We start from the raw sequence: 13,498 nt of genomic DNA on the forward strand, positions 1-13,498 counted from the left end.
GTTTGATTGAAGTTCGATATCAAAAATCAACATTAGAAAATGACATCAAAAGTATAAACTTAAGTGCCTTTATAAGTATTTGAAATAAGCTGCTAACGATGACCACTAAAACACTTGGCCATCATTAGCAGCTTTTTATTTTCTGCAGCTTTTTTTCTATAGTTATCGTAAATCATCCACGACAGCTAGCATTGCTACCAGTGATGCTTCGCCTAATTTGATAGAACGCTCTGGCGACCAACCCATCTCTTCATCGGGCAGATTATCATTGTCTTTAAATGGCATCTCTAACGTATTAGCGAGGCAATCAAAACGCTCTGCTACCCAATTGGTGGCAACGGTCATATTGGCAGCACCTGGTGCATCGATCTCATAGCCAATCTCAGACTGAAAATCAGCACTAGCTAATTTCAATACGTCTGAAAACTTATCACGTAGTCCAGCAAGACGGTCACTGTAGCTTGGCGTCCCTTGTGAACCAGCGAGGAATACGTACGGCAATGCTTCATCACCATGCACATCATAAAATAGATCCACGCCCGTCGCTTCCATTTTATTAATCACATGAAATACTTCAGGGCTTTTCTCTAAGCTTGGACTTTGCCATTCACGGTTTAAATTGGTTCCGGCAGCATTAGTACGCAGGTGTCCGCGCACGCTACCGTCGGGGTTCATATTGGGTACAATATAGAAGTTGGCCTTGTCTAACAACTGTTTGCCAGTCGCATTATCACTATCTAACAAGCTATACAACAAACCCTCAATGAGCCATTCAGCCATCGTTTCACCTGGATGCTGACGGGCAGTAATCCATATATTACGCTTACTAGCATCTCCATCCCCGATTTTGACTAGAGTCAAGTCACGTTTATCAAGCGTTTCGCCTAGATGCTCTAACGTCACTAGCGGATGCACTTGCACGGCAGCCCATAAATCTTGATGACGCTCATAGCTATAAGGCGCAAAATACGCAATCTGAATGGTTTCACACTCTAACTCTGCCACGATGGTCAACTTGCCATCTTTATAAGAGGTTGGCAGACGGAACCAATGCTGACGATCATAAGAAGCCACCGCTTGGTAGTTCTCCCACCCTTCTAGATAAGACGCCTCTCCTGCATTCAAAATGTTGAGAACATACTGCTCCCCTATTTGACCTGACAGACGAAAGTTAAACCATTGAAAAAACTCGCCACCAACATCTGGACGAATCGCTAATTGAATGTCTTTTTTGTCATCTGCATTAATAATGTCAATGTTGCCTGCATCAAAATTAGCCGTGATATGCATAGTCATTCCCTAATTGGTTTTTATGATTGTGTTTTAAGTATTATGTTCGTTATCGACTTACTATTTTACCTATTGCCTTTTAATAATCTCTAGCTTTATATTGGGCATTAGACATACATTTACTTGGTCATTACCAGCTCATTTTCAAGGCAATCATCTATCGAATATATCTATTCGGATTGAATATCTATCGTTGACTGCTAAAAGATTAAACGTCTGCCAATAACTCGACACTCACTTGAAAGTAATCATCGTCTTTTATAGTAATACTGACGTTACCGTTATGCGCCCCAACAATAGACTGTACGATAGACAGCCCCAAACCTGTTCCTGTATGGCGATTTATTGTTTTGTGATGTCGATAAAAGCGCTCAAACAACTTATCTGCCTCACTTTGTGTCAACGGCTCATCTAATTGGTTGGTGATGGTCATTCGTAAAATAGCTTGTTTTGATTGTTGAAGACTGCTTATCGTTGTGCCCACCATCTCATCTGAGTTTACTCTATCTGCCCTAATGGTTATAACGCTATCTTGAGCAGCATAATAAATCGCGTTCGATATCAGATTAGCAAAGAGCCTTTGTAATAAACTTTTATCTCCTAAGACAGCGCTGAACTCACCTTTGGTTTCAATAGCGATACCTCTGTCTTCTGCAATCATTTCGTAGTAATCAATGAGCTTGGTGATTAAACTGTCCGTATCCACATGACTGATTTGCGAGTCACTCAATCCTTTTTGGGTTTTTGCCAGCAGCAGCATATTATTTATCATGGCCGACAGCTGCTCTAACGTGTCATGTTGATGATGTAGCTGCTCAATGTATTCATCACCAGCTCTTGGCTTATTTAACATGACTTGCGTTTGCGTGCTGAGTGTCGCTATTGGAGTGCGCAGCTCATGGGCAATATTGTCTGAAAACCGAGACAAAGACTCAAAGTTACTTTCAAGCTTGGCCATCATCGAGTTGTAAGATTCTGCTAGTGGTCGCAGCTCTAACGGCATATCACTGACCGTGACTCTGTCATCCAACCTTTCAGGATTCATTGTTTTCATTTTTTGGACGATGGTCGCCAAAGGTGCAAAACCCCAGTACACACCCAACGCCGCTACTGAGACGAGCAACAAGGTAATCGCGAACAAAATCATACTAAGCTGACGATTGAACTGTAATAAATACTGATGATGCACATCTATAGGCAATGCGATAAGCGCGAGCATTTTGTCGTCTTCAATGACCATTGCTCGATAGTATCGGCTATTGATATTCATCACAAACTGTTGCTTATCATTATCTTGTTTCAGTGATGACAGATTAAACCCTTCCCCTAGTTCTTGAGCAAAGTTATTGGGTGTACTAGACAGTATCTGCCCTTCTTTATTAGCGATAATGGTTTTTAGATCGTAATCTAGCCAAGAAGAATGCTGATGATCAACTTCATCTGATATCACTGCGGTAGAAGTATCTCCATCAGGCATTACGTCAGGTGCCGCTCTTAGCGACTGTTGATTATTCAATAGATTTTGAGAGATTGGTAGGGTTTGGGAAGTTATAGGGCTACTAGGTTCTATCACTCGCTTACGTAGGTTAAAAGCCGCATGAGTCATAATCTCAGCGTCCATTTGCTCAAAATGGCCTTTAACAGAACGTTGTATCCATATATAAATAATAACCTGCGATATAACAACAAATATCGTGAGCAGCAATACAGTACGCCATAATAGTGGCAAGCGCCGATTATCAAACCTATATTTCATATTAGACATTGCCAGCTTCGTGAGATGGTTTGCTATCAAGTGCTGTATCGACAGCTTCTAACCGATAGCCCATCCCGCGCACCGTATGAATCAGCTTTGCGTCATGATCATCGTCTATTTTTATACGAAGACGCCTTATCGCCACATCAATCACATTGGTATCATTTTCAAAGTTCATATCCCATACTTGGGAAGCGATGATTGAGCGTGGAAGCACTTCACCGCGGCGCTCTAATAAAAACTGTAGTAAGGAAAACTCTTTTGCCGTGAGCTTAATAGGCTTGACTCCTCTATGCACCGTGCGCTTGGCAATGTCCATCTTGAGATCCGCTATTTGCATAATCGTACTTTGATAGTCGGCTTGATTGGCACGTCGTAATAAGCTTTTCATCCTGACGATCAATTCTGCAAAGGCAAAAGGTTTGGTCAGATAATCATCACCACCAATCTCAATCCCTTTTATCTTGTCACTCAAGTCATCTTTTGCCGTTAGAAATAACACAGGCGTATGCTTGCCAGCCGCTCGGTAATTACGCACCAGCTCAAAGCCACTAACGTCAGGTAGCATCACATCCATCAATATCACACTAAATTCTTCCGTCATCAATGCATGATAGCCATCTAATCCTGTTAGCTGATGATCCACAATAAACCCAGCTTCGGTTAAGCCTTTTTTTATATACTCGCCAAGCTTCAATTCATCTTCTACCAGCAGTACTTTCATTGTAATTCCTCAATACGGTCATGATTGTTTAACGTTCTAACCAGCACAGGTGACAACATTGGCTGATAGCTGACAAAGATGTCATGTGCTCGTAATCAGACTGTCAGTTTTATTTTGCTAATCTATATAAACGGTACATAGCTGCTCGTTTCAATACTTAGCTACGATGAATTATTTTTATCGGTAATCAATATAAACAACTTACAAAAGAGGTTTTATATGAAAATTCACGGTTCATTCAAAAAAGCAGTACTGCTATCAGTCTCTGTACTTATTGGTACTACCACTGCCAATGCGCATACGACTGATCTAAGCACTTCAATCATCAACAACTGCGACGCTGTGACTGAGTTTGCAAAAAACTTGGATCATAACGATGCTCAGCTCTCAAATTCACAAATGAAAAGCTATATCGATGCGAGAGTGGCTTGTGAGATTGAACACAAAGATCAACATCTACAGTCTGAAAAATACTTTATCAATAAATATGGTAGCGATAAGTGATATCAGCTCTGATGTCATACTAAAGGATTACTGACAACATTAAAAACCATAAATACTAAGATGACAGAATTGTAATCTTACCGTCATCTCTCTGTCAGAATCACTAAAGTATGCTTTAAAGTAACTTAATATCTTAAAGTCTTTTCGACTACATACCAAATCAAATAAGGATTTACCATGTCACTATTCAAATCAATGCCACTGTCTAAATCAATCGTAGCAACTGCTATAGCCTTAGTTGTTTCAACCTCTGCTTTGGCGCACGACCCAAAAATGCATGCTGAAAAAGACCAGATGAACTGTGAGAAAATGCAAAAGCATATGCAGATGATGCAAAAAATGGATCATAGCAAAATGGATATGAATGATCCTGCTATGAAAGCCATGATGGCTAACATGAGCAAAATGAAAGCGATGTACCAAAAGCACTGTGTGAGCAGCGATAGCGACTCTTAAATATCAATTTATAAGTTCAACACTATAGTCAGTTCAATATAATTTCGATACAAGGAAACCGAGTGCAAGTTATACATTAGTATGCTTAGCGAGGATGACGCTGTAGCAGATTTATATAGACTTGACTATATTGTCAGAGAAGCTGATCAAGCAGTAATGGAATATTAAAGAAAATGGATTTTTAGGACAAACCTATGAAGTTCTTGTTAGGAATACTTTTTACTGTCTTTGTCGCTATTACGGGTATTTTTATTACGGTGACTAGTGGCATGATAAATATCGGTGCTGATCGAGCTCATAGTCCGCTGGTTTACGATTTTTTGGAAACTGCCCGCACACGCTCAATTGAACATGCCAGTAAGAATATTTTGGTTCCCAATTTAAAGAAGGCGGAGATGATCAGCTCGGGCGGTGCAGATTACAAAGATATGTGTGCAGGCTGCCATTTGTCTCCCGGCGTCAACAGTACAGATTTAAATAGCGGTATGTACCCAAAGCCTCCTAACTTTACTGAGGCGGATATCGTTAAGCGCTATCAAACCGAAGCTGGTGCCAGACAAAGCTTTTGGGCGATTAAACATGGCATTATGGCGTCTGGCATGCCCGCTTGGGGCGCTACTCACGATGATGACAGGATATGGGCGATGGTCGCTTTTATTAGATCGTTACCTGACCTAAATGAAAACCAGTACACCATGCTAACGACTCGGTTAGACGATAGTATGTTGGATATGTCATTTGATGGTGAGATGGATATGTCAGGTGATGGTGAGATGGATATGTCAGGTGATGGATCCGAAATGCAACATTGATTTTTTGTACAAAATGCAGTGCTCAATAGTGCTGCTTTTTGCGATTTGCGTTTTAAGCTTTGCTAGCACTATTTTGTCCAGTGCTATTTTATCCAGTGATGTGGCTCTAATTTTTATAATATTTAATCGTCAGACAGACGCTCGGGAGTAGTTTTATGAGACGCTATACTAATAGATTTATTAATGATCATCATCTGATATCTGGCCGTGTGCTCTCGGCGATCGTGGTATTGCCATTATCGTTAACCATTGCTGCTTGTAGTCAACCTAATTCCGCTGCTGACTCAACACCAGCGACTGAGCCAACTATTGCTACGCAAAACGTGCAAACTACGCAAACGGAGCAACCAACAGCTGAAATAATGCCAGTCAGCGCTCCTTCAGATACCCAATCAACTATCCTAAAAAATATCTCAGCCACCGTCTATAAAGATGCCAATTGTGGCTGTTGCAAAGAATGGGTTGGTTATGCCGAAGGTCATGGTTTAAACGCAACCGCACAGAATGTCGAAGACGTGTCCTTGTTTAAAGAGCGATACAGCGTACCGCAGCAAATGCGCTCTTGCCATACCACCGTCACTACTGATGGCTACGTTTTCGAAGGTCATGTCCCTGCTAAATATATGGCGCAGTTCCTAAAAAACCCGCCAAGTGATGCGATCGGACTTGCTGTACCGAGCATGCCAGTCGGTAGCCCAGGTATGGAATACCAAGATAAATTTATGCCATATAAAGTGATGCAGCTTAATAAAGATGGCTCAACAGCTATTTATGCAACTATTGACACACCGCAGCAGCAAATCTAGCTTGGTTGTCGTTTAAATAGCTTATCCAGCTCTATTAATAAGCGGCCAAAGGCATAGGCTTAGCTGATAAATACAGACTCAACTCTCACTTTATGAATATAAATCAGGTGAATTATTATGAACAAAACTATGCTTAACCGCAGGCGTTTTTTGACAGGATCTTCTACCTTGTTAGGGGCATCCATGCTGTCCACCCTACCGTCTATTGCCAATAGTGCGCTAGGAAAAGGCCAGCAGAATGTAGCCGTCAACAGTGATAAAGCCGACTATATCGTACCTATCTTAACTGGGAATGAGTTTGATTTGTATGTCAGCAAGAAGCCCGTCACTGTCAATGGCAAGTCGAGTATGGCAACACTGATTAATGACTCGCTACCAGCACCAACGCTAAAGATGCGTGAAGGCGATACCGTAACTATTCGTGTTCATAACCAGATGAATGAGTCAACCTCTATTCATTGGCATGGCTTGCTCGTACCTTTCGAGATGGATGGCGTACCAGGTATCAGTTTTGATGGCATTCCCGCGAACAGCACCTTTACTTATAAATTCAAACTTAAACAATCAGGCACCTATTGGTATCACTCACACAGTGGCTTTCAAGAACAAACCGGTATGCTCGGTGCTATTGTCATTGAACCAAAAGGCCGTGAGCGTCATCCAGTCGCAGAAGACCATGTAATCGTGCTGAGTGATTGGACGCACCGCGATCCACACAATCTCTTGAAGTTGCTCAAACAGCGCGCTGACTTTGATAATTATCATCTGCCAGACTTCAAAAAACTATTGTCTGATATTGCCGCAACAGATTTAGAAGCCGCTTATGACAAGCGCAAAATGTGGAATCAGATGCGCATGATGCCGACGGATTTTACTGATTTATCTGGCGAAAAGACTTTTACCTACCTTATGAACGGTAAGACCACAGCCGCCAATTGGACACAACTAGTGAAAGCGGGACAGCCCGTCAAACTACGCTTTATCAACGCCTCAGCACAGACGATATTTGATGTGCGTATACCGGGTCTCAAAATGACTGTGGTGGCAACAGATGGTATTGACGTCGCACCCGTTGCGATTGATGATTTCCGCATTGGGGTGGCTGAGACTTATGATGTCATTGTCACGCCGACTCAAGACGCACATACCATATTTGCCCAAAACATTGATCGTTCGGGCTATGTCGCGACCACGCTTGCGACCAAAAAAGGCGCGCGAGCTGCCATACCTGCTATGGACAAGATCGAATGGTTGACCATGGCAGATATGATGGGTGCGATGGGTGATAAAGGCTACAAAGCAAAGCATGCTAAGACCGAGTATGACTTTAAATCTGATATGCGTGTCGACAGTCCACGTATGAACCTCGATGACCCCGGTATTAACCTGCGTGATATTGATAGAAAGGTTTTGACTTATGACCAATTACATTCCGTGGATGAGGCTATATTTGCGGAGCAGCGCAAGCCTACTAGAGAGATCGAGCTACATTTAACGGGTAACATGGAGCGCTATATTTGGGCGTTAGATGGTGTCATGTTTAAGGATGCAACGCCTGTCAATATTAAGCCTAACGAGCGCGTGCGTATCACCTTAGTCAATGACACGATGATGAACCATCCTATGCATCTGCATGGTATGTGGAGCGACTTGCGCACGCCATCTGGAGACTTTCAGGTACGTAAACATACGATTGTGGTTCAGCCAGCGCAAAAAATTAGCTTCGATGTGACGGGAGAAGTTGGACGATGGGCATGGCACTGTCATCTGCTGTATCACATGGAAGCCGGCATGTTCAGAGAAGTTGCCGTCGTTTAACAAACCTTCGAATATGAGGCTTATTATGAAAATATCTAAGAAAAATCTGTCATTCATTGGTTTGTCATCGCTAGTCTTGCTCACATCCTCTTTGGCAACAGCTGCTGAGATGTCGAGTATGGATCATAGTGGCATGGATATGTCAGGTGATATGTCTGATATGGACCATAGCGGCATGGATATGTCGGGCGATATGTCTGATATGGATCACAGTGGCATGGATATGTCGGGTGATATGTCTGATATGGACCACAGCGGCATGGATATGTCAGGCGATATGTCCGATATGGATCATAGCGGCATGGACATGTCAGGTGATATGTCTGATATGGATCACAGCGGCATGGACATGTCAGGCGATATGTCCGATATGGATCATGGCAGTATGGATATGTCAGGGATGCAAGGTGGGCAGCCACCAGCCGATGCTCGCAGTCCAGACTATTCAAACGGAGTTCCCTACGGGCAGTATGGTAAGCCAATGATGATGGGCAGCATGCCATTATGGGGAGTCTCAGTAGACGACTTGGGCTATCAGTTTGACCAAGATCAAATCAACTTCGAAGCGACGGGTTGGTACGGTACTGATAGCAATCGTATAAGACTACGCACTGAAGGTAGTGCTCAGACTAAAGATGATAAAGGAATCGATAGCTTGAGCTCGCTTGCTTATTGGAAACCGCTGAGCATTTTTTGGAATGGTGAAGCTGGTGTCGCTTACGATACTGAAAACGATAACGCTGCCATAATGGCAGGTATTGTCGGTACCGCGCCTTATTTTATCGAAACGGATGCAAGAGCCTACTTATATACCGATGGTCAACTTCGTCTTGATCTGGGCGCAGAGTACGAATGGCGTTTGGATCAGCATTGGGTAGTCATACCGGAGGTTGGACTGACTGCCTTTAGTAAAGATGACCATGATAATGGTATTACCAAGGGCTTTAATGAGATGGAAGCTGAGGTTAGGCTGACTTACGAGACGTTCAGTCGCCAGCTAGCACCTTATGTGGGTGTTAGTTATGAGACAGCACTTGGCAAAGCTCGTGGTCAACGACGTCAAGAAGATGAATCGGTTGATAGCAGTAGTTTGACTGCGGGAGTTAAATTCTGGTTTTAACTGTCTACCCATTTTAATTTAACAAAACAATGGAGGTCATATCATGGAAGCTGCTAAGCAAAAAAATATGAACCCTTATGTAAAATTTACCTTAATGATTCTGACATCGACTGTCATCATGTATATCATGATGTACTTCAATACCTACCAGTGGGATCACATTTACTTTAGTGAAACCCGAGCTTATATGGCGCTATATATGGGTGCCGGTATGGCAGTCGTCATGTTGGCATTTATGACCAATATGTATAAGAAGACCAAGGTCAATTTGATGATCTATGGTCTAAGTGTATTGATGTTTGCAGTTGGTATCTGGGGCGTTAGATCTCAAGCGACTGTCGATCAAGTCGATTGGATGCAGGCGATGATACCGCATCACTCGATTGCCATTCTCACCAGTAGCCGCGCTGATATTGAAGATCCGCGTGTGCAGCAGCTTGCTGATGATATTATAAAAGCTCAAAAACGTGAAATTGATGAAATGAAACAGTTGATTGATGAGCTTGAATAAGAGAATGGTGTACCAGTGAACGCTGCGAAAAGTGATCACTCTTTTCTGCTCAGACGTTCAATGACCCAGCCTGCTAGTGGGAAAGACACCAACTGTGTCAGTGGAACAAGTATTATCGTTTCAATTAATACCACTATCGGTAGGCTTAGGCCTTGGGTTATAGGCTTCAATAACGTCAATACAATCAGGAGCGTTGGATAAAGTCCAACATACCCTACCAATATGCGTATAAGTCTGTCTTTGGAATTTTTATTCATTGTATGATGCCGACTGATAATTAAGCCTCTGCTTGTATAAAAGCGTTAAATTTGTAAATAGAAATAAGGCCATTAATGGCCTTATCTTATTCATTGTTTAAGTGCTTCGCTACTCTTGATAGCGAGGATAATCACTATAGCCAACATCGGTACCACCATACATCGTGGTAGGATCTACTTCATTGAGTGGCCAGTTATTGGCGATACGCTCAGGTAGATCTGGATTAGCGATAAAAGGACGACCAAACGCGAATAAATCACCGTAGCCTTCTTCTAAAATGTTTACGGCTTTTTGTACCGTGTACTTGCCAGCATAAATAATACGGCCTGAAAACTCTTCTCTGACCGCTCGATAAAAAGTGTCTGGTAAATCAGGCGCATTATCCCAATCAGCTTCTGCAATGGACAAATAAGCAATACCCGCTTGCTCAATGACTTTAATCGCCTCAATATACGTATGATGGGGATCTGACTCTACCAAGCCTAAATACACACGCGTCTCATCCGTACTCGCAAACAAAGGCGCAAAACGCACGCCTAAACGATCAGCACCGACCACATCACTGACAGCAGCCACGATTTCTTTTAAGAAGCGCAAACGATTGGTCAATGACCCACCATATTGATCATCACGGGTGTTGCTATGCTCAGAAATAAACTGATTGACCAAATAACCGTTAGCACAATGCAGCTCTACCCCATCAAAACCCGCTTCCAATGCATTGCGCGCAGCTGTCGCATACATCGTTACCAGCTCACCAACTTCATCGGTACTGAGGGCGCGTGGCTCACTTGGATCGGCCAATGCGCCTTCACCTGGACCTGTTTCAATAAATACTTTGACGTTATCAGCAGTAATATCAGAAGGCCCTACCGGCTGAGCACCATTAGGCTGCAAGCTGGTGTGCGACACACGGCCTACATGCCAAAGCTGAGCAAAAATAATACCGCCTTTGTCATGTACTGCTTGCGTGACTTTTTTCCAACCTTCAACTTGGGCTAATGAATGGATGCCTGGCGTCCAAGCATAACCTTGACCTCTTGGCTCAATCTGCGTACCTTCCGTCACCATAAAGCCTGCTGACGCACGCTGTGCATAATAGCTGGCCATTAAGTCATTAGGGATATTGTCAGGTTGCGTGCTACGAGAGCGTGTCAATGGTGGCATGACGATACGGTTGTTGAGTGTATAAGGCCCAAGTGCTACAGAGGAAAATAGTGTATTTGTATTTAGAGTGGTTTGTGTCATAAGTGTCTCTTTTAAAGCAGCTGATGGCTTATTATTAAAGGTATTCGGCCTGTTTTGATGCTTAATAGCTCATTTAGTGGCTACTTAAGCAATGTTAGTCAGCATAGCGTTTTGAGGGTACAATTAGAAACAACCAGTTATTGTTTAAGATACAACTATTAATGGTATGCATGATGAATGGAATGAATCGGCTCGATATTAAGCAGCTTAGAGTATTACAAGCACTGCTTGATCTAAAAAACTTGTCACAAGTCGCACGCAAGATGGGGCTGACCCAACAAGCCATCAGTGAGCAGCTGCGTAAGTTACGCGAGGTGTTTGATGATCGCTTGTTTATTCGTCAAGGGAATAGCATGGTGGCAACGCCAAAGGCGCTATCGATGCAGCAACCCCTTGACCATATCTTAAAAAAGTTGGAAGATTTGTTAGAGCCAGAGGTTTTTATGCCGCAGACCTACAAGGGCATCTTTACGATTAGTGCGACTGACTATGCGACGCAGGCATTATTACCGCAATTGTTTAATATTACGCGACGCGACGCACCAGATTTAAAGTTAATCGTACGTGATTTTGCCTCAGACAATATCAATCAGCTGATTGCAGCAGGCGAGCTTGATTTGTTGATTACCTTCCCTGAATTTATCCCCGATAACTTATCGTATGTGACTTTATTTGAAGAGCAACATTTATGCGTGACGGGTTGTGAAAACACCTTTGCCACAGAGGTATTTACACTGGCACAAATTGCCGCACACCCGCAGCTGGTGGTATCACCGTCGCGGGCTAATTTACGAGGCTCTCATGATCAATGGTTTTCAGAAAGAGGTCTAAAACGAAATATTGTGATGTCAGTTCCGAGCTTTTCGGCCGTACCAGATATTTTGCACACGACCGATATGATTGCGTTTTATCCTTCGCGGTTACTGCCGAGCAGTAAGGTCAAAGAACTTAAGGTGGAAGCATTGCCGCCTACTTTTAAGGTCATCGCAGCATGGCATCCACGTACTGCTGACAGTGGCATACATCGTTGGTTAATCGAGCAATTACGAAATCTATAATAATTAACTTAGCTATAGCCAACTTTGAAACGACATCGAACATTTTTAAACTTGAGCTTGACGGAAATAATGTAGTGGCAAAATATATCAAATAAGAGATAACATCTCTTATTTGATATACTGTTAATAACTGCTCTATTAACATAAAACAACCTTTGATTCTGAGATTCAAAGGTTGTCTTATTTTTGACAATTACGCTGAAACACTGTGATCTATGCTTTTTAGAATACTTACCCAAACTGAAAGGCAGACAATTGCGTTTTTAGCACTTGCTGGGAGTAAATCTTTTGCCCTTTGTCACGTCCTGCTGCACCCACCGCTATCATAAGCGGTAACAAATGCTCCGCTGCCTCTAACGGATGTGAGTCAAGCGCGTGAGGAGCATTTTTCCAATTGGCCAAGGCCGTGAGTCGTTTATCCGAATCTGCTGATTCTACAGTATTCGTTAGCCATTCATCAAAATGCTCTGATGGTTCAGTAAAACTGGTATCGCCATAACCGCGCATATTATGAAAGCTCATGCCGCTACCGACGATTAGTACACCCTCTGTACGCAGTAATGCCAACGCTTGACCAGCAGCCAAATGCGCTTGTGGGTCTAAATCATGACGCAAGGATAGTTGGACCACTGGAATATCCGCCTCAGGGAACATTAGCTTAAGCGGTATAAATACCCCATGATCAAAACCGCGCTCCGCATCTTGTTGATTACCTACCCCTGCCTCTGTCAATAGACTACTGACTTGCTCCGCAAATGCTGGCGCGCCTGAGGCTGGATAACTCAAACTATAAGTATGCTCAGGAAAGCCATAATAATCATAAATGAGATTAGGTTGTTTACTAGAAGTAATACTAAATTCAGCCGTCTGCCAATGCGCACTAATGATTAAGATAGCCTTTGGTCGCTCAGGCAAATGAGCAGAAATGCCCTTTAAAAACGTTGCCATCTCATACCATGTATCTGCTGGTTGCCAATCCATAAAAAAACAAGGCCCTGCACCATGCGGTATAAACAGTACAGGCTGGCTGACTGGCTCATTAGATAAAAGTGCTGTCATGGCTTTCTCCTTGTTGCTTGTCTTAAATGGCTATTTTCAAATGGCTTTATTCACTAAAATTGTATAAAACTATTTACA

The 13,498-nt window shown here is 42.8% G+C and carries 14 protein-coding genes; 8 read left to right on the top strand and 6 right to left on the bottom strand.

What is annotated here, in order from left to right; genetic code table 11:
- Nucleotides 1–162: 162 nt before the first annotated feature.
- The 3 genes from ACTXGF_RS20900 to ACTXGF_RS20910 all read right to left on the bottom strand — a co-directional run bounded on the left by ACTXGF_RS20900 (nt 163) and on the right by ACTXGF_RS20910 (nt 3,770).
- Nucleotides 163–1,290, bottom strand: a complete 1,128-nt coding sequence (locus ACTXGF_RS20900) for a M14 family metallopeptidase (RefSeq protein ID WP_443534742.1) — start codon at nt 1,288–1,290, stop codon at nt 163–165.
- Nucleotides 1,291–1,498: 208 nt separating this feature from the next.
- Complete coding sequence (locus ACTXGF_RS20905) at nt 1,499–3,046, bottom strand: ATP-binding protein (protein ID WP_443534744.1); 1,548 nt, start codon at nt 3,044–3,046, stop codon at nt 1,499–1,501.
- 1 nt (nt 3,047) lies between these two features.
- Nucleotides 3,048–3,770, bottom strand: coding sequence for a heavy metal response regulator transcription factor (locus ACTXGF_RS20910; RefSeq protein WP_443534746.1), 723 nt, complete (start codon nt 3,768–3,770; stop codon nt 3,048–3,050).
- Nucleotides 3,771–3,989: 219 nt separating this feature from the next.
- On the opposite strand from ACTXGF_RS20910, the gene ACTXGF_RS20915 reads away from it, so the two are divergent.
- From ACTXGF_RS20915 to ACTXGF_RS20945, 7 genes are all read left to right on the top strand, one after another.
- Nucleotides 3,990–4,274, top strand: coding sequence for a hypothetical protein (locus tag ACTXGF_RS20915; RefSeq protein WP_201569095.1), 285 nt, complete (start codon nt 3,990–3,992; stop codon nt 4,272–4,274).
- A gap of 177 nt (nt 4,275–4,451) precedes the next feature.
- On the top strand, nt 4,452–4,730 hold the full coding sequence (locus ACTXGF_RS20920; protein ID WP_058025813.1) for a hypothetical protein: 279 nt from the start codon (nt 4,452–4,454) through the stop codon (nt 4,728–4,730).
- Nucleotides 4,731–4,924: 194 nt separating this feature from the next.
- Nucleotides 4,925–5,542, top strand: a complete 618-nt coding sequence (locus ACTXGF_RS20925) for a c-type cytochrome (RefSeq protein WP_443534748.1) — start codon at nt 4,925–4,927, stop codon at nt 5,540–5,542.
- 155 nt (nt 5,543–5,697) lie between these two features.
- Complete coding sequence (locus ACTXGF_RS20930; RefSeq protein ID WP_443534750.1) at nt 5,698–6,348, top strand: DUF411 domain-containing protein; 651 nt, start codon at nt 5,698–5,700, stop codon at nt 6,346–6,348.
- 117 nt (nt 6,349–6,465) lie between these two features.
- Nucleotides 6,466–8,166 carry a copper resistance system multicopper oxidase gene (locus tag ACTXGF_RS20935; protein ID WP_443534752.1) on the top strand — a complete coding sequence of 567 codons (1,701 nt, stop codon included), beginning with the start codon at nt 6,466–6,468 and terminating at the stop codon, nt 8,164–8,166.
- 25 nt (nt 8,167–8,191) lie between these two features.
- Complete coding sequence (locus tag ACTXGF_RS20940; protein WP_443534754.1) at nt 8,192–9,286, top strand: copper resistance protein B; 1,095 nt, start codon at nt 8,192–8,194, stop codon at nt 9,284–9,286.
- Nucleotides 9,287–9,329: 43 nt separating this feature from the next.
- Nucleotides 9,330–9,797, top strand: coding sequence for a DUF305 domain-containing protein (locus tag ACTXGF_RS20945; protein ID WP_224737935.1), 468 nt, complete (start codon nt 9,330–9,332; stop codon nt 9,795–9,797).
- A 35-nt stretch (nt 9,798–9,832) separates the two neighbouring features.
- Here ACTXGF_RS20945 and ACTXGF_RS20950 read toward each other — a convergent pair whose 3' ends face one another.
- On the bottom strand, nt 9,833–10,054 hold the full coding sequence (locus ACTXGF_RS20950) for a putative antibiotic biosynthesis monooxygenase (protein ID WP_443534756.1): 222 nt from the start codon (nt 10,052–10,054) through the stop codon (nt 9,833–9,835).
- Nucleotides 10,055–10,163: 109 nt separating this feature from the next.
- Nucleotides 10,164–11,303: an alkene reductase gene (locus ACTXGF_RS20955; protein ID WP_443534758.1), complete on the bottom strand. Its 1,140-nt coding sequence runs from the start codon at nt 11,301–11,303 to the stop codon at nt 10,164–10,166.
- A gap of 170 nt (nt 11,304–11,473) precedes the next feature.
- On the opposite strand from ACTXGF_RS20955, the gene ACTXGF_RS20960 reads away from it, so the two are divergent.
- Nucleotides 11,474–12,361, top strand: a complete 888-nt coding sequence (locus ACTXGF_RS20960) for a LysR family transcriptional regulator (protein WP_443534759.1) — start codon at nt 11,474–11,476, stop codon at nt 12,359–12,361.
- Between the two features lie 231 nt (nt 12,362–12,592).
- On the opposite strand, the gene ACTXGF_RS20965 is transcribed toward ACTXGF_RS20960, so the two are convergent.
- Nucleotides 12,593–13,420: a DODA-type extradiol aromatic ring-opening family dioxygenase gene (locus tag ACTXGF_RS20965; protein ID WP_443534761.1), complete on the bottom strand. Its 828-nt coding sequence runs from the start codon at nt 13,418–13,420 to the stop codon at nt 12,593–12,595.
- Nucleotides 13,421–13,498 lie beyond the last annotated feature (78 nt).

It is taken from the genome of Psychrobacter sp. 1Y6 (assembly GCF_052258385.2).
Classification (GTDB): Bacteria; Pseudomonadota; Gammaproteobacteria; order Pseudomonadales; family Moraxellaceae; genus Psychrobacter.